This is a genomic window from Paenibacillus sp. OT2-17, from assembly GCF_009827695.1.
Lineage (GTDB): Bacteria > Bacillota > Bacilli > Paenibacillales > Paenibacillaceae > Paenibacillus > Paenibacillus polymyxa_B.
In genome coordinates this window covers 95,462-113,570 of record NZ_WUDQ01000003.1, presented here as the reverse complement: position 1 = coordinate 113,570, position 18,109 = coordinate 95,462, and the positions used below count along the sequence as shown (strand labels likewise).

The 18,109-nt window shown below is 48.4% G+C and carries 13 protein-coding genes; 1 reads left to right on the top strand and 12 read right to left on the bottom strand.

Annotated elements, in window-relative coordinates; all coding sequences use genetic code 11:
• Positions 1–9 precede the first annotated feature (9 nt).
• From GRP75_RS02265 to argC, 9 genes are all read right to left on the bottom strand, one after another.
• Positions 10–2,469, bottom strand: a complete 2,460-nt coding sequence (locus tag GRP75_RS02265; RefSeq protein WP_160788511.1) for a cyclic di-GMP-binding domain-containing protein, MshE-related — start codon at positions 2,467–2,469, stop codon at positions 10–12.
• Positions 2,462–2,713 carry a hypothetical protein gene (locus tag GRP75_RS02260; protein ID WP_069292030.1) on the bottom strand — a complete coding sequence of 84 codons (252 nt, stop codon included), beginning with the start codon at positions 2,711–2,713 and terminating at the stop codon, positions 2,462–2,464. The genes GRP75_RS02265 and GRP75_RS02260 overlap by 8 nt, the downstream gene beginning before the upstream one ends.
• Before the next feature lie 516 nt (positions 2,714–3,229).
• Positions 3,230–4,642 carry an argininosuccinate lyase gene (gene argH / locus GRP75_RS02255; RefSeq protein ID WP_160788510.1) on the bottom strand — a complete coding sequence of 471 codons (1,413 nt, stop codon included), beginning with the start codon at positions 4,640–4,642 and terminating at the stop codon, positions 3,230–3,232.
• Between the two features lie 87 nt (positions 4,643–4,729).
• A complete protein-coding gene (locus GRP75_RS02250; RefSeq protein ID WP_013312249.1) occupies positions 4,730–5,965 on the bottom strand; it encodes an argininosuccinate synthase in 1,236 nt (411 codons plus the stop codon).
• 60 nt (positions 5,966–6,025) lie between these two features.
• Positions 6,026–6,982 carry an ornithine carbamoyltransferase gene (gene argF, locus GRP75_RS02245; protein ID WP_071558148.1) on the bottom strand — a complete coding sequence of 319 codons (957 nt, stop codon included), beginning with the start codon at positions 6,980–6,982 and terminating at the stop codon, positions 6,026–6,028.
• Between the two features lie 48 nt (positions 6,983–7,030).
• Positions 7,031–8,293, bottom strand: a complete 1,263-nt coding sequence (locus GRP75_RS02240) for an acetylornithine transaminase (RefSeq protein ID WP_023990633.1) — start codon at positions 8,291–8,293, stop codon at positions 7,031–7,033.
• 53 nt (positions 8,294–8,346) lie between these two features.
• Positions 8,347–9,186, bottom strand: a complete 840-nt coding sequence (gene argB / locus GRP75_RS02235; RefSeq protein ID WP_025723996.1) for an acetylglutamate kinase — start codon at positions 9,184–9,186, stop codon at positions 8,347–8,349.
• 118 nt (positions 9,187–9,304) lie between these two features.
• Positions 9,305–10,531, bottom strand: a complete 1,227-nt coding sequence (argJ, locus tag GRP75_RS02230) for a bifunctional glutamate N-acetyltransferase/amino-acid acetyltransferase ArgJ (RefSeq protein WP_160788509.1) — start codon at positions 10,529–10,531, stop codon at positions 9,305–9,307.
• A 103-nt stretch (positions 10,532–10,634) separates the two neighbouring features.
• Positions 10,635–11,684 carry an N-acetyl-gamma-glutamyl-phosphate reductase gene (argC, locus tag GRP75_RS02225; RefSeq protein WP_160788508.1) on the bottom strand — a complete coding sequence of 350 codons (1,050 nt, stop codon included), beginning with the start codon at positions 11,682–11,684 and terminating at the stop codon, positions 10,635–10,637.
• A 390-nt stretch (positions 11,685–12,074) separates the two neighbouring features.
• Between argC and GRP75_RS02220 the strand changes: the two genes are divergently transcribed.
• Positions 12,075–12,995, top strand: a complete 921-nt coding sequence (locus tag GRP75_RS02220; protein WP_160788507.1) for an SMP-30/gluconolactonase/LRE family protein — start codon at positions 12,075–12,077, stop codon at positions 12,993–12,995.
• A 96-nt stretch (positions 12,996–13,091) separates the two neighbouring features.
• Here GRP75_RS02220 and GRP75_RS02215 read toward each other — a convergent pair whose 3' ends face one another.
• The 3 genes from GRP75_RS02215 to secA all read right to left on the bottom strand — a co-directional run bounded on the left by GRP75_RS02215 (position 13,092) and on the right by secA (position 18,097).
• Positions 13,092–13,991: a YitT family protein gene (locus GRP75_RS02215; protein ID WP_023990638.1), complete on the bottom strand. Its 900-nt coding sequence runs from the start codon at positions 13,989–13,991 to the stop codon at positions 13,092–13,094.
• Positions 13,992–14,087: 96 nt separating this feature from the next.
• Positions 14,088–15,201, bottom strand: a protein-coding gene (prfB, locus tag GRP75_RS02210) for a peptide chain release factor 2 (RefSeq protein ID WP_103744773.1) whose coding sequence is annotated in 2 segments (ribosomal slippage) — positions 14,088–15,128 and positions 15,130–15,201 — 1,113 coding nt in all. Because the reading frame shifts where the segments join, the coding sequence is not laid out codon by codon here.
• Positions 15,202–15,646: 445 nt separating this feature from the next.
• Positions 15,647–18,097 (bottom strand): preprotein translocase subunit SecA, encoded by a 2,451-nt coding sequence (gene secA / locus GRP75_RS02205; protein WP_023990640.1) that lies wholly within the window; start codon positions 18,095–18,097, stop codon positions 15,647–15,649.
• Positions 18,098–18,109 lie beyond the last annotated feature (12 nt).

Below are 18,109 nucleotides of genomic sequence, written 5' to 3'. Positions count from 1 at the left end.
TCTTCATATTCAGGAGGACTGTGCCGGGGTATCATCCAAATCGTGCATATCGGTCAGACCATGTGTCGTCTTCTCCCAATAGAACGGCTTGGTAATGAGCTGCCAAGCGGCTTTCACCGCAGCTATACTCATAAGTACCCAATATAACGGCGAGAGTAGCCCATATTTGACCATCGCGTATGAAAATGTTCGTTCACCGCGCTCTTCCAGTTCCCCGATGACCCAATACATTCCGGCCACGTTACTGAATACGAACAGAAAGTTACCGATATAAAATTCCGCGCTGGCCAGGTAATACACATACCCCGGGAACAGCTTGGGAATAAAGGATAATTCCCAGCCAAACCATAAAATAAGCAAGCCCCAAAAAATCGGATTCAGCAACGGCAACATCGGAGTTGCCAAAATCATCACCTGAAAGCCGAAAAAGCCCTTCCAGCCCACTTCGCGCACCAGCTTAACCGGATTGCGCATATGAACCAGCCATGTCTGCATATACCCCTTGATCCAGCGTGACCGCTGACGAATCCAGTTGCCCACGCGGCTGTTAGCTTCCTCCCATGTGCGGGAATCGACAATAGCAGTTTTGTAGCCGCCTTTATACAGACGTATGCCCAGATCGGCATCCTCGGTTACATTGTAGGGGTCCCACGCATTAATATCTTTCAATACAGATACCCGAAAATGATTGGATGTGCCGCCTAAAGGAATTGGGGTATCTAACTGCATAATACCCGGCAGCAGTAACTCGAACCACATACTGTATTCTTGAGTGAACCAGCGGGTCAGCAAATTTTGTGTACTATTAAAGTAGTTGAGCTTCGCTTGAATACATGCATAATGCTCAGGGAGTGAATCGAACGCTGCAATGACCTTTTTAAGCTGATCAGCGTCGGGACGATCCTCAGCATCGTAAATCACGACAAACTCGCCACGTGCCCGAATAAGTCCATAATTACATGCCTTCGGCTTGGTTTTCGGCAAACCGTCTGGAACGACCAGTGTCGTGTAATAGGCCGGCAGCTTCATTTCACGAAGTAGCTCGATCGTCTCAATGTCATCCTCTTCAATCAGCAGCCGCACATCCAGCTTGGACTTTGGATAATCCAGCTGCTCCAAATTCCGCAACAACATCGGAAGCACGCCCGCCTCCTTATACATAGGTACAAGAATGGTATAGATCGGCAGTTTCTTTTCATCCATGGCGTCAACCTCTTCCTTCGTAAAACGAAGCTGCGCCCCACGCCGGGAACCGAGATAAATAATGCCAAATTTAAATAGCGTCATCGCAAAATAAAACAGCTGAATCATCATATTGATGATCAACACCGTTTTCCAACTGTTCCACAAGAGACCGAGCAGTGTAATCATACCCATAGCTGCGAACACCCAAAGTTGTCCCTTTGTAAAAGTCGTCCGCGCCGAATTGTGCGGTTCTTTTTCCAATAGACCGGTCGTGCTCTCCTGCATCATTTCTTCACCGTAGATTTTACCCCAGAGCTGCTCCATCTCTTCCTTCGTAGCAAGCACCTGCTCTACCGGCATACCCAGGATTTCCTCCAGCTTCAAGCGTCGCTCTTCTGGCAACGGATCGCTAACCGCCACAATATATCGGTTCATATACTGATGGATGACGACCACGCCATAAGCCATTGCCACTTGCTCGGGTAGTTTGTACGCCGCATCCAGCGCCAGCTCCTCACCAATGCGCCCGATTCGGTTCTGTGTAGCAATCGCGCGGTACAAATCCGCAGGTTCCAGCATTTGCAATGACAGCAAGATGTCGCCGAGCAGCCCGCCGCTCTTCGCCTGGAACTCCAGTGCGCGCTCCAGTTGTTCCGGTAATATATAGCCGGAACGAACCAGCATATCGCCTAGACGCTCCTTGGACTCGTCGCCGTCAACCTGCTCTTGGAGCTGCTCGGCTGTAATGAAGCCCATCTCTACAAGAATATCGCCCAACCTGCCACCGTAACGCTTCTGGTTACGGATGGCATCTGTCAGCTGATCGCGGGTGATCATCCCGTTCTCCACCAGTTGATCCCCTAGACGGGCCTTGCCGTTTCGTCCGCTCTGCGTTCCTGTTGCGGCCTCTTCGCCTTCCGTACCAGGGATACTGGAAGCAGCGCCCATAGCCGTTCCTGCTGCTACCTGTTCCTGCCCAGATGCATATTGGACTTGAGCCTCCTGCACCTGTCCATCCTGTAACCCTTCATCCAGCAATTGTTCCACAGTTGCTGCTGTATCATTGGCATTCTGTATCGCCTGGATACGAAGTTCTGTATCCTGAAGTCGCCGTTCCAACTCTTCAATATGAAAATCAAGCTTGTACAGCACCGGGGCCTGCTCTAACCGCTGAGCCTCTAGCTGTTGTTGCAGTTGTTCGATTCGCTGACGCTCTTCTTTTATTCTTCTCTTGGTTTGGCGAATTGAAACTCCTCCAACCTGCCACCTAAGCTTGTCACCCATGAATTCCCGCCCTTTCAATCCAGCGCCGCTCTTCCGCAAGCGCATCCGCAAGCAGCTGCTTTAACTCCGCATCCCGCTGCTTTTTCCGTTCCAGCGCCGCGTGGAAAAGTTCCCGCTCCTCACGCAGTAACTCCTCCGCTTGCACCCGTTCCTCATGCAATGAAGATATCAGTTGATCGGCTTCAGAAGCGCGATAACCGATCCAAGCGCTCTTTAACTGACGCGCCGTCCTTTTAGTTCTCATAATACCTCCCTGGATCATCCCGACTCTGCCTTCAGCTACGTCGCTACTTTAGAGCTTTTACTTGCCGTTCTCCCGAAACCAGGACATACCTATGTTCTCATTCAAGCCCTTCATTTACACATTTATGAAATTGGCCTAATCAAAAGTGCCTCTAGTAACTTGACATTTATTTATTGAATATAGTTCTTTTCCTATTGAATTGGTAATTCATTGAAAAACTTAGTGCTATTCTACCATAATCATCGTAGGCGTAGTATACAAAAATGTAAATTCTAGAAACTTTCACACTAGCGTATCACTAGGTATTTAGAACTATAAATTAAATGCTATGAAAAATACCCTTCCAGGAAATCTATGCATTTCATGATCATTGGGATCATGAATAAAACAAATACTTCAAAAAGCACAAAAGACACCGCGAACGGTGCCTTTGAAACCTAGATTGCTAATTCCTTAAAATCTGATTTTACACAGCATCCCGCTACTGTGCAAGACAATAATATCTTTCTTTACTGATTAATTTTTCGGCTTGTGCCCTTCAAACCATGTTGATGTATTCGCCAGGAGCTGTTCACTGCGCCCAATGGCTGCCTGTACCTGCCCAGTAGCGGTTCCGCCATATACATTCCGTGCATTAACTACCGCTTCTGGTTGAAGCACCTCATAAATACGATCGTCGAACAGATCCGAAAACTGCTGAAATTCGTCCAGTGTCAGATCAAGCAAATATTTTCCATGATGGATGCAATACAGCACGGTTTTGCCAATGACCTCATGCGCCTGACGGAACGGAAGCCCTTTGCCGACCAAAAAGTCCGCAATATCAGTTGCATTGGAGAAATCCTGGTTGACCGCTTGACGCATGCGATCCTTGTTCACCTTCATCGTGGCGATCATCGGTGCGAACAGTTGCAAGGCTCCTTCCAGCGTGGCAACGGTATCGAACATCCCTTCCTTGTCCTCCTGCATGTCCTTGTTGTATGCCAGCGGCAAGGATTTCAGTACAGTCAACAAGCCCATGAGGTTTCCATAGACACGTCCGGTTTTACCACGTACCAGCTCGGGCACGTCCGGGTTTTTCTTCTGCGGCATAATGCTGCTGCCTGTGCAAAAAGCATCATCCAGCTCGATAAAACCAAACTCCGTGCTGCTCCATAGCACCAATTCTTCGCTCAGACGAGACAAATGCGTCATAATCAGCGAGGCGCCAGCCAGGAACTCTACGATAAAATCCCGGTCGCTGACGGCATCGAGGCTATTTTCATATACGCCATCAAATCCCAGTTGCTCGGCTACAAAATGACGGTCGATCGGAAAAGTGGTCCCGGCCAAAGCGCCAGCACCGAGCGGCAACACGTTAATCCGCTTGTAGCTGTCTTTGAGTCGGTCAATATCACGCTCCAGCATAGACACATACGCCAGCAGATGATGTGCAAATAAAATAGGCTGCGCACGCTGCAAGTGTGTGTATCCAGGTACAATCGTGTCCAGATTATCCTTTGCCTGCCCGATTAATGCAGCTTGTACATCATGCAGCATACCCACCAGCGATACCACACGTCCGCGCAAATACAAGTGCATATCCGTTGCTACCTGATCGTTACGACTACGCCCAGTGTGCAGCTTACCCCCGACCGGACCAATGGCCTCGATTAGATTTTTTTCGATATTCATGTGAATATCCTCATCCGAAACAGAAAATTCAATTTCCCCACGGCGGATACGCTCTAGGACCGTGTGTAGTCCTTCCTTGATCGTGTCTGCATCCTCCTGCGGAATAATTCCACATTTCCCCAGCATGGCCACATGAGCCAAACTGCCTTGAATATCTTCTTCCGCCAACGCCTGATCAAACCCGATAGAAGCCGTATATTCCTCTACCAGCTTGTTCGTTTGCTTCGTAAACCGTCCGCCCCATAGCTTACTCATTGCATGATCCCCTCTCTGCAAATACAAGCCGCCCTCGTCGTTTGGACAAGAACGGCCCGCATCCCGTACATTTTTTAGGTTACATCATTATTTATGATTTTGTGTTACGCCCGCGTTGACCTTCAAACGCAGAGCATTCAAGCGGATAAAGCCTGTTGCATCGCCTTGATCGTAGGCTTGTGTCGGATCGGCTTCCATGGTCGCGATGTCCGGGTTGTACAAGCTAACCGGACTTTTAACGCCTGCACCGATAATGTTGCCTTTGTACAGCTTCACGCGCACGGTACCACTGACATTTTTCTGACTCTCATGAACCAGAGCCTGCAAAGCGACACGTTCCGGTGCGAACCAGAAACCGTTGTAAACCAAGGTAGCATAACGGGTAATCAGACTATCACGCAGATTCATAACCTCGCGATCCATCGTGATAGATTCCATTTTACGGTGAGCTGTGAACAGGATCGTACCGCCCGGCGTCTCATAGACTCCCCGACTCTTCATACCAACAAAACGGTTCTCCACCATATCCACACGTCCGATACCATGCTTGCCGCCCAGCTCATTCAGTTTTTCCATCACTTGCAGTGGATTTAGCTGTTCTCCGTTCAAAGCGACGCAATTACCTGCTTCAAATTCCAACTCCAAATATTCTGCTTCATCAGGAGCGTCCTCAGGCGCGTTGCTGAGCAAGAACATTTCTTTATTTTCAGGAGCACTTGGATCAAACCAAGGGTCCTCCAGCACGCCGCTTTCATAGCTGATATGCAGCAGATTACGGTCCATGGAGTATGGCTTGGCTGCAGAAGCAGTTACCGGAATATCGTGTTTTTCCGCATAGGCAATCATTTCTGCACGGCCCGGGAACTGATTGCGGAACTCTTCCAGCCGCCAAGGTGCGATCACCTTGATATCCGGCGTCAACGCCGCCGCGTTCAGCTCGAAGCGTACCTGATCGTTACCTTTGCCTGTTGCCCCGTGAGCAATGGCTGTTGCTCCCTCGGCAATCGCAATATCGACCATCCGCTTAGCGATCAATGGACGTGCAATACTCGTTCCGAGCAAATATTGTCCTTCATATAAAGCACCCGCCTGGAACATCGGATAAATAAAATCCTTGGCGAATTCATCACGCAGATCATCAATGTACACTTTGGAGGCCCCCGTAGCGAGTGCTTTTTCCTCCAAACCGTCCAGTTCTTCCTTTTGACCGATATCTGCGGTGAATGCGATGATTTCAGCATCATAAGTTTCTTTGAGCCATTTCAGAATGACCGACGTATCCAGACCGCCGGAATATGCGAGTACGATTTTTTCTTTTGCCATTGTTGAAGTCCTCCCCGATTGCTTACCTTTATCTTCTTTACCTATCAATACCTATCAATCTTATGCCATTAAAGCAACTAACAGTGCTTTTTGCGCATGCAGACGATTCTCCGCTTCATCAAAAATGACCGAATTCGGACCATCGATTACGCCTGCGCTCACTTCTTCCCCACGATGCGCAGGGAGACAGTGCAGGAATAAATAATCCGGCTTCGCCAGCTTGACCAGCTCCTCATTCACCTGGAAGTCGGCAAAAGCAAGCTCCCGCTCCTTCTGCTCTTCCTCAAAGCCCATGCTCGCCCACACATCTGTGTAGATCGCATCCGCATTTTGTACTGCTTCCTGCGGACTTTGGGTTATAACGATCTCACTACCTGTCTGTTTGGCAATTTCACGGGAAGCTGCGACCACACTCGGGTCAGGCTCGTATCCAGCTGGACTTGCGATGGACACATGCACTCCAAGCTTCGCTCCCCCAATCAAGAGGGAATGAGCCATATTGTTACCGTCTCCGATGTAAGCCAATTTGAGCCCTTTTAGCTTACCCTTTTGCTCATACAAGGTTTGATAATCAGCTAGCACTTGGCACGGATGAGCTAAATCACTCAATCCATTGATCACAGGAACGGACGCATAACGTGCCAACTCTACAACATTATCGTGCCCAAAGGTACGAATCATAATGCCATCTAGATAACGTGACATGACTTGAGCCATGTCGCTAATCGGTTCGCCGCGTCCCAGTTGAATGTCATTTTTGCTGAGGAAAAGAGCATGCCCACCCAATTGATACATACCGACTTCGAAAGATACCCGTGTACGTGTAGAGGATTTTTCGAAAATCAGTCCGAGCGTTTTCCCTTTTAGCGGCTGATAGGTTTCTCCGTTTTTGTGCTTACGCTTAATTTCAATGGCGAGATCAATTAAATACTGGATTTCCTCTGGAGAGTAATCGTCCAGTTCCAGGAAGTCCCGCCCCTTCAAATTCATCTGCTGCAGTGCGCCGCCCTGGCTCATGCTATCGTCTCCTTTTACACTCTAGTCTAGGATGATTTGGCCTTTACACTAAGCCACATGCTCCCGAATCAATTCAGCAATCAATGTTACAGCCTGATCTATTTCGTCTTTCGTTACATACAAGTTAGGCAACAGACGAATCACGTTCGGTCCTGCTGTAATGAACAGAATCCCCTTCTTCTGTCCTGCCAAAACAAGCTCCGCTACCGGTTCTGCACACTCAATACCGACCATCAGACCTTTTCCACGGATATCCTTTACAAAAGGACTATCTCCAAGCTGCTTTTGCAGACTATGGAAAAGGTAATCTCCCATCTCAGCTGCACGTTCTGGTAGCTTGTCATCAATAATCGTTTCAATAGTAGCTTGAACCGCTGCCATAGCAAGTGGCGTACCTCCAAAGGTAGAACCATGACTGCCCGCTGTGAACGCTTCACGCAAATATCCTTTGCCTAGCATCGCACCCACAGAGAAACCACTGCCCAGTCCTTTCGCCAATGTAAAGATATCCGGCTCTATACCATAGTGCTCAAAGGAAAACAGTTTGCCCGTCCGTCCCATACCTGTTTGTACCTCGTCAATGATCAGCAGCAAACCATGCTCGCGGCACAACTTTGTGATCACATCTACGAAAGCAGGGTCTACCGGATACATGCCGCCTTCGGCCTGCACCATTTCCAGCATAATTGCCGCCGTATGCTCACTGATGGCTGCTTCAAGCGCCGTCTGATCATGAAGCGGAACACTTTTGAACCCGGCAGGAAGCGGTAAAAAGCCCTCTTTAACTTTATCCTGACCCGTAGCGGTCAAGGTTGCCAGCGTCCGTCCGTGGAAGGATTGCGTGAACGTAATGATTTCGTAGCGACCGGTCTGCTTTACCTTCTGGTGGTAACGACGCGCCAGCTTAATTGCAGCTTCATTCGCTTCGGCCCCGCTGTTGCAGAAAAACACAGCATCCGCGCTGCTATTGGCTGTCAGCAAGGCAGCGGCTCGTTCTTGCCCCGGAATATGAAACAGATTGGATACATGCCACAGTTCATCGATCTGTTTTTTCAATCGCTCAGCTACTGCTTGAGGCGCATGGCCGAGATTGGTAACGGCAATGCCTGACATGAAATCCAGATAACGCTTGCCCTGATCATCCCACAGCCAGCTTCCTTGTCCTTTTACCAGCGTAAGCGGGTATCTTGCATAGGTTGGAAAAAGAGAGCTTTCTGTCTGCGCTTTTGCCGACACCTTTTCCGTTTGCACTCCGCTTCCATCCGTACTTGGCATTTCCTCGCTCACCAGCGTATTCGGTTCCTTACTCATTATGTTCACGCTCCTTTATCGTTTGGTTATATAGGTCAAGCTATATATTGTAATTACTGCATACGCACGATGCGTGTTCCAATCGATTCTCCGCCCAGCACACGGCTTAGTACCTGCGGTTCGCTACCGTTCACAATGACGACTTCCTTCACTTTGCCGTGGATACAGGCAATAGCCGCTCTCACTTTCGGGATCATACCACCGTATATTTCACCTGTGCTGATCATATCCTCAATCTCCTGTACAGTGATAGAGTCCAGCACTCTCTTTTCTCCGCCATACTTCTTCAATATGCCTGGTACATCTGTAACGACGATCATCCGACTGACCCCCAGATGAGAGGCTACCGCACCCGCCGCTGTATCCGCATTAATGTTGTAACGCTGACCCGATCGATCAATCCCGATGGGTGCAATAACAGGCATATAGTCCATATCCAGTACACCTGTAATAATCGAGGCTTGAACGGATGTTACCTCTCCGACCCAACCGACCTCAGCGGCATTCGACACAGGCTTGGCTTCGATTAAATAGCCATCACTGCCTGACAACCCCAACGCTCGGCCCCCATGCATCCCTATTCTACGTACAATCTGCTTGTTAATGCTGCCTGCCAGTACCATTTCCACGACATCCAACACAGGTTCGGTCGTTTTGCGTAATCCATGAATAAACTCCGTTTCGATCCCCAGCTTCGCCAAGTTGTCGGAAATCGCAGGGCCACCGCCATGTACAATGACAGGTTGAAGACCTTCCGACTGCAAACGCGCCAAATCTTCAAAAAAGGAATCAGGTAACGCAGCCAGCGTACTTCCTCCGCATTTCATCACAAAATTACGACGTGCCACTCCCGCATGATTCGCTTGATCCGCGTGTTCCACTGCCGATTGCATATCATCTCTCCTTTTCTTCTCTGCATATCCGTGCCATTTTTAAATGATGCTGGGCTTACATCCGCTCGTTGCTTCTAACAACTACTATCCTTATTCAATCCGTATTTTATTCTGGTACCTATGTCCGATAAGCAGCGTTAATCCGCACATAATCATAGGTTAGGTCACAGCCCCACGCTGTAGCGATTCCGTTCCCGTGTTGCAAATCAACAATAATTTGCACCGTATCTCCCCGCAAATAGGCTAGCGCCTCTTCTTCGTCAAAAGCGACCGGACTCGATTGGCTTAGCACAACAATATCACCCAAGCGAATATCTACCGTATCTGGATTAACAGGTTCTCCGGCACGCCCTACGGCCGCAATAATCCGTCCCCAATTCGCATCTGCTCCGAAAACGGCTGACTTGACCAGACTGGACCCCACCACTGTCTTGGCTATCGCTTGGGCGGACGCATCGCTTACCGCTCCGCTTACAGACACCTCTACCAGCTTCGTAGCACCCTCTCCATCGCGAGCAATTGCCTTCGCCAGCTCTCGGCAGATATAGGTGAACGCCTCGGCAAAAGCGTCCCAATCGGGATGCCCTACGTGCAGCTCACGGTTGCCAGCCAGTCCGCTCGCCATGGCGATTAGCATATCGTTCGTGCTCGTATCCCCATCCACCGTAATCATATTAAAGCTGGTATCCGTTGCCTGCTTTAATAGTTGATGAAGCGCCGTCTGTCCGATCACTGCATCACAGGTCATAAAAGCGAGCATCGTTGCCATATTCGGATGTATCATGCCCGATCCCTTGGCCGCCCCGGCGATGTTTACGGTCACACCGTCCACCTCAACCGCCACACATGCTTCCTTTTTAACCAAATCCGTTGTCAGAATGGCTTGGGTAAATTGCTCCGCTCCATCGTTTGCCCCGTTCATACGGTCAGGTAAGGAGGATATTCCGCCAAGCACACGATCCATTTTCAAATGCTCGCCGATCACGCCCGTCGAGGCGACGGCTACATTGCTCTCAGCAACACCCAGTTCACGAGCCGCAGCCGAACGCATAGCGTAGGCATCCTGCTCCCCTTGCTGTCCCGTACAGGCATTGGCGTTCCCGCTGTTCACCACTACTGCCTGCAATCGACCATCTGCCAAGCTCTCGCGGGTCACCTTCAGCGGTGCAGCCTGAAACACATTGGTGGTGTACACCGCAGCAGCTGTCGCCTCTACCTCGCAACGAATCGCGCCCATATCGTTGCGGTTCGTATTTTTTAGTCCGCAGTGTAATCCCCCGGCTGTAAAGCCACGCGGAGTTACGATGTTACCCCCGTTTACTACTGTAAACTCTACTTTGCCCATAATTATGTGCCCTCGTTCGCAACATATTCGATGAATGGCAGCTGCCTGTATTCGAAATTCCGCTCGCTGACGTTTCCTGCATCTTGTTGCGGTTACTTGCTACTTACGGATATACCGGTATGAAGCCCAGCCCGAGGTTCTCCTCCCATCCCATCATCAAATTTAAATTCTGAATCGCCTGTCCAGCGGCACCCTTCACAACATTATCAATGACAGAAATAATCGTAAGACGCCCGGTTCGGGCATCTGCTGCAAAACCGATGTCGCAGTAATTCGAACCCAATACTTCCTTCGTTGCTGGCCATATACCTTCGCCACGTACCCGGACAAAAGGATGCCCTTTATAATAATCCCGGTATAACCCGATAAGATCCTGATCTGTATGGTCACCCTTTAGCGTGACATAAATTGTACTCATAATTCCTCGGGTCATGGGAACAAGTTGTGTCGTAAACGTAATCGTAACGTCCTCGCCCGCAATATCACCCAGTACCTGTTCGATCTCAGGGATGTGCTGGTGCTTATTCACCTTATAAGCCTTGAAATTCTCGTTCATTTCCGCATAATGCGAAACAAGACTTGTTCCCCTACCCGAGCCGGATACACCGGATTTGGCATCCACAATCAGCGACCGATGGTCAATCCAATCCGCTTTCAGCGCAGGAATAATCCCCAGCAATGTTGCGGTCGGATAACAGCCTGGATTTGAAATAAAAGAAACGCCCGCCAGCTTTTCTGCATACACCTCACTGAGTCCGTATACCGCTTGCTTGAGATACTCGGGTGAAGCCGCAGGCTTTTTATACCATGCTTCATACGTTTCCCCGCTTCGAAGCCTGAAGTCCCCGGAAAGGTCAATGACTTTCAGTCCGGCATCAAGAAGCTGCGGCACTAACTTGGTACTAACGCCCGATGGCGTAGCAGTGAAAACCAGATCGGCCTTGGCAGCAATTTCGTGGACTTCGACTCCGTCCAAATCCTGCACCACAATGTCCGTCAGATGTGGAAACCCGTCACTGATTGGGACACCCGCGCTGGACGAAGAAATAACAGATACAATATCTACTCGCGGATGATGAACCAAAAAACGAATCAGCTCCACCCCGCCATACCCGGTGGAACCGACAATTGCCACTTTTAACTTGCCGCTCACAGACCTTCCTCCATTCCGTTCCTATGAAATATGTATTATTATACGACTCTATTCATATAAATACAACACCTCATGTCATGTTATTCCTCCAAATTTAAAATATGCGCTCTTGTCTATTCTTTTGACGGACAAGCTGTACGAGCTATAATAAAGGAAATAAAAAATAGACAGAGAGTCTCTTGAATACAGTCTGCCGTTTTGCATAAAGAAAAGGGGGGGATATTCCCTTTAAATTATCTCATATATTGGTATTCATCTCGATTGGCCGTTTGCTGCACTTTATGAACTTGTTGAACATGAAGGGAGTCACATGGGCTGCATCTAGTGAATCTGCGCAGAGGAGCCGCTGAAGCGGATAATTGGGGTCGAAAATAAACTTAAACGTTAGGGGTGCTACACATCGAAACATATACAGCAAATATCGTTATAGATGCTAAAGCAAAGTTAGGCGAGGGCCCCAGCTGGGATCAGCGGTTTCAACGTTTATTTTGGGTCGATATTGAAGGCTTCCAATTGCATATCTACGATCCTTCTACGTGCACAAATCGTATAATAGAGGTTGGTGAACACATTGGTACAGTTGTACCTTATCTCAAAAATAAAGTGATCGTAGCGCTGATTAGCGGTCTATATTGTTTGGATATTGAGACAGGGGCCAAAGTATTGATCCATGATCCTGAGGAAGGTAAACTAGGTAATCGTTTTAATGATGGAAAATGCGATCCTACAGGACGTTTTTTAGCAGGAACAATGAGCCTAAATGGCGAACACGCGCAAGGAGCATTGTATAGTCTGAGCACAAAAGGCAATGTCTCCTTACTGGTTGATAAAGCTTCCATATCTAATGGATTAGCCTGGAGCGCAGATCATCGTACAATGTATTACATTGATACTCCAACATTGGAGGTCGTCTCCTTCGATTACGATGTGGCACAAGGCACGATTAGGAATAAGCAACTGGTGGCTAGATTGGATGAAAGTGAAGGGTATCCAGATGGCATGACAATCGATGCAGAGGGCATGTTGTGGGTCGCGCGATGGGGTGGTAAACGTGTCTCCCGTATCCATCCTGCTCATGGAGAAGTGATTGCTGAGGTGTCACTCCCCGTCAATTGTGTGACTTCGTGTGCTTTTGGCGGTGAACATCTGGATGAGTTATATATTACGACTGCTCAAGATAATGATAGTGCCGATCAACCATTAGCAGGCGGTCTATTTATGGTTAAAACAGGGGTAAGAGGAACGCCAACCTCGTATTTCAATCAAGGACAAACGGCAAATTGGCTTGAACGATTAGTAAAAGGAATCTAGGAAAGCCATTCTGAAGAGAGGAGCCTAATTAGTAGGCTCTCCTGCTCTCCTACATTAATTCAGTTAAGAGCATACCTCCAGACAGGCCCTTTTGTTTTAGCTTTCCTTCTTAAACCCTTCACCCAATACCTCACGAGTATTACTAATAATCACAAAAGCTTCCGGGTCTACCAAGCGGACGAGCGTCTTGAGGCGAGTTACCTCGTTTTGTCCGACTACAACCATAAGAACAGGACGTTCTTCGTTCGTGTAACCGCCCCGCCCTGCCAGCTCTGTCAATCCTCGGTCCAAATCCTGCAAAATAGCCTGCGTGATCGTTTCTTTCTGATTGGATATGATGTAAGCTACTTTGGAGTAGCTCAGTCCCATTTCCACAGCATCAATGACCTTACCAGTTACAAACAAGCCAATCAACGCATACAGCGCACGTTCCGGCGAGAGGGCGAAACCAGCCAGTGTAATCACCGTGCCATCCATCAACATGACACAGAGAGAAAGACTAAAGCCCGTATACTTTTGAATAATCTGCGCCAAAATAGCCAGTCCACCCGTCGAGCCCCTGCCCCGAAATACAGTGCCCAAACCCAATCCTACTCCGATTCCACCATATAGCGAAGCCAGCAACGGATTTGTTGTCGGAACTGCCCAGTCCTTCGTGACATAAACGAATAGCGGCAGCATAATACTTCCCAGCAGGGAACGCAACCCGTATTTTTTCCCTAACAGCAGTACCCCTGCTATAAATAACGGAATATTCATTCCCCACTGCGTATAGGCTGGTTCCAGGCCAAACAGGTCCTCACCCAAGATAGACAAGCCCGATACACCCCCGGATGCAATCCGGTTTGGAAGCAAGAACATGTTAAAGGTCAGCGCTGTAATGAAAGAGCCGAGTATAATCAGCAAAATGTCGGTCACGTTGCGTGCGGGTCCGCTGGCGGCAATCAGAGGCTTGCGGCGTCTTCGGCGGGCAGCGGGGGGATTCAATTGAGACATCATTCGTGTTCTCCTTTAGTTAAAAATACCGTTACACAAAAATTCCTACAGTCCGCAGGCACATGGTCTGCAGACTGTAGGAAAACGTACAGGCTATTATTCTGCGTCCAGCTTAATTTGGCTGCGCAGGTAACCATCGATGAACGGATCGAGATCGCCATCCATGACAGCTCCTACGTTGCCAGTTTCCACGCTAGTACGATGATCCTTAACCATGCTGTATGGATGGAACACGTAGGAGCGAATTTGACTTCCCCATGCAATATCGGACTGTTCTCCGCGGATTTCGTCCAATTGCTGACGCTGCTCTTCGATCTTACGCTCGTAGAGCTTGGAACGGAGCATCGTCATTGCCTGCTCACGGTTCTTGATCTGGGAGCGTTCATTTTGACAAGTTACAACAATGCCGGAAGGAAGATGCGTAATTCGAACGGCTGAGTCGGTCGTATTAATATGCTGACCACCTGCACCGCTGGCCCGGTACGTATCAATTTTAAGATCCTCTGTCCGGATCTCAACGTCCACATCATCCGCAATTTCCGGTACGACATCGCAGGATACGAACGACGTATGCCGACGACCCGAGGAATCAAATGGAGAAATGCGAACGAGACGATGCACGCCTTTTTCTGCTTTGAGGTAGCCATAAGCATTATAGCCCTTGATCAGCAGCGTTACACTTTTGATCCCTGCTTCATCACCCGCAAGGTAATCCAGCGTTTCTACCTTAAAACCGCGTTTTTCTGCCCAGCGTGTATACATCCGTAGCAGCATTTGACCCCAGTCCTGCGACTCGGTTCCACCTGCCCCCGGATGCAACTCCAAAATGGCATTAAGCTTGTCATATGGCTGATTCAAAAGCAATTGGAGTTCAAACTCTTGAAGCTTGCTCAGCAAAGATCTGATACTATTTTCAATTTCTCCAGCCAGTGTTTCGTCGCCTTCCTCATCAGCTAGCTCAGCCATCATCCCCGCATCCTCATATTCCTGACGGAGCTGTTCATAGCTGTCTACAGAAGACTTAACCGCGTTCATTTCCGCGATCACGGCTTGAGCTTTATCGTTATCATCCCAAAAATCAGGCGCAGCCATCTTTTCCTCAAAGTTTGAGATCATTTCCTGTTTGAGATCTAAGTCAAAGAGACCCCCTAAGGTTTGTTAGTTTCTTGCCTATTTCTCTTAAATCATGTTTTACATTTGGATCAATCATGATGACATTCTCCTTTTAATATAGGGTTAGGGGAGTAAAAGCGTTGTGAGTTACGGCTGATGGGTAGGCGCTGCGCGAATGATTTGATCTTACGATCGCTGGCGCTTCTCCAGATTCAAATCCTCCGCTTCGCTGCCGACCGCCGTAGAGTCAAACGACTTTTAAATTATCGGCTCTGGTATGTGAGCCGAGTCAAGAACTGAATTAACTGACAAACAAGCAGAGACCAGCTTGCTTGTCATAATTGTTTAAAAAGAATTGAGATCAAGCTAGCCATTCATCAATGTTCAAACTGATCCTCCAACAGAGACCTATAAGTTGGAAACATCAGTCTCACCCCTGTATGGCACAAAATGGCCGACGGTCAGTGGTTGAACTGCCGCCTGCCATTATATGCACTGCAGGGAATAGTGTATCTCAAGATCTCTCCCTTAATTTCAATCCGTTATTTTCTACGCGGACGCGAAGGAGCGGATTTCTTTTTAGGAGCCGCAGGTTCACCACTCGTCGAGATTTTGTCTTCGTCGATGACAGCCTGACGCTCTTGATTGGATTCGATTTGTGCTTTCATGATGTATGTGGCTACTTCCTCTTGGATGCTAGCAATCATAGCATGGAACATTTCGAAGCCTTCAAATTGATATTCGCGCAGCGGATCGGTACCGCCGTAAGCACGCAAGTGAATACCTTGACGCAATTGATCCATAGCATCAATATGGTCCATCCATTTGCTATCGACTGCACGCAATACGATAACCTTCTCGAACTCGCGTACCATATCTTCGCCAATCATTTCTTCACGGCTGTGGTATCTGTTGGTAACTTTCTCGAAGATCATATCCACGATCTCCTCTTTTTCCTTGCCCCACAGGTCGTCACGCGTAAGTGTATTTTCCTCAAGCAGGTTGTTGTTCACATACTCTGCTACTTCTTCAAGCTCCCAGTTTTCAGGAATGTCATCGCCGCAATGAGCTTCCACTACGCGCTCAATGACAGGCTTGATCATATCGAACACAATTTCCTTGATGTTCTCTGATTCCAGCACCTCACGGCGTTGCTTGTAAATAATAGCACGCTGCTGGTTCATTACATCATCATACTGGAGAACAACTTTACGCTGATCAAAGTTGTTGCCTTCGACACGTTTTTGAGCTGATTCGATAGCACGTGTAATCATACGGCTCTCGATAGGCTGGTCTTCCTCGAAGCCCAAACGCTCCATCATACTCAGCACGTTGTCCGCACCAAAACGCTTCATTAACTCATCGCCCAGCGATAAGTAAAACTGTGTGGAGCCCGGATCACCCTGACGTCCTGCACGTCCGCGAAGCTGATTATCAATACGACGGGATTCATGACGTTCTGTACCGATGATGTGCAAACCACCGAGTTCTGATACGCCTTCGCCCAGTACGATGTCAGTACCGCGTCCAGCCATGTTGGTAGCGATGGTAACTGCGCCAGCTTCACCTGCACGGGAAATAATCTCAGCTTCCTCAGCATGATACTTGGCGTTAAGCACTTTGTGACGAACGCCTTTGCGTTTCAGCATTTCAGAAAGAAGCTCCGAGTTTTCAATAGAAACCGTACCTACCAATATCGGTTGGTTCTTTTTGTTGCGCTCCAGGATTTCATCCACCACTGCATGGAATTTGCCTTTTACGCTCTTGTATACAACGTCAGGCATATCTACACGCTGGTTAGGCCGATTCGTTGGAATTTGGAGTACTTCCAGACCATATATTTTTTTGAATTCTTCTTCTTCTGTTTTCGCTGTACCCGTCATCCCCGCCAATTTGCGGTACATACGGAAATAGTTTTGGAATGTAATCGTCGCTAGCGTCATGCTTTCATTTTGTACAATGATGTTTTCCTTCGCTTCAATGGCTTGATGCAGACCATCACTGTAACGGCGTCCAGCCATCAGACGACCTGTAAACTCATCGACAATCAGAACTTCACCGTCAGCTACGACATAGTCCACATCCAAACGCATAATGGCATTAGCCTTCAATGCCTGTACAATGTGGTGATTGATTGTAACACTTTCCTGATCGTACAAGTTTTCAAGACCAAAGAAATTCTCGGCCTTGGATACGCCGTTTTCGGTCAAAGCAACCGACTTCACCTTAATATCCAGAGTGTAATCTTCTTCAACACTCAGGCTCTTCACAAAACGGTCAGCCGCGAAATACAGCTCTGTCGATTTCTGGGCTTGTCCTGAAATAATCAATGGCGTACGGGCTTCATCGACGAGAATAGAATCGACTTCATCAATGATACAGAAGTACAACGGACGTTGTACCATCTGCTCTTTGTAAAGCACCATATTATCACGCAGATAATCGAACCCGAACTCGTTGTTTGTACCGTACGTGATGTCACAAGCATAGGCTGCCTGCTTGGCGGCATGATCCATATTGGCCAAATTCAGCCCTACGGACATTCCCAGGAAGTTATATATCTGTCCCATTTCTCCGCTGTCACGTTGCGCCAAATAGTCATTGACCGTAACCACGTGCACGCCTTTGCCCAACAGAGCATTCAAATAAACCGGCAGTGTTCCTACCAGTGTTTTACCTTCACCGGTTTTCATCTCGGCAATTTTACCTTCATGCAGCGCAATACCACCGAGCATCTGTACGTCATAATGACGTTTACCCAGCACCCGCTTGGACGCTTCGCGAACCGTTGCAAAAGCTTCCGGCAAAATTTCTTCAGCCGTAGTCCCTTGTTCGACCCGAGCTTTAAATTCTGCCGTTTTCGCTTGCAACTCCTCATCCGAGAGCTTTTCGAAATCCGGCTCTATCTTATTGATCAGTTCAACCGTCTTCATTAAACGCTTGACGTCACGTTCATTGGTATCTCCGAAGATTTTCTTAACAATTCCTAGCATGGTTTACCCCTT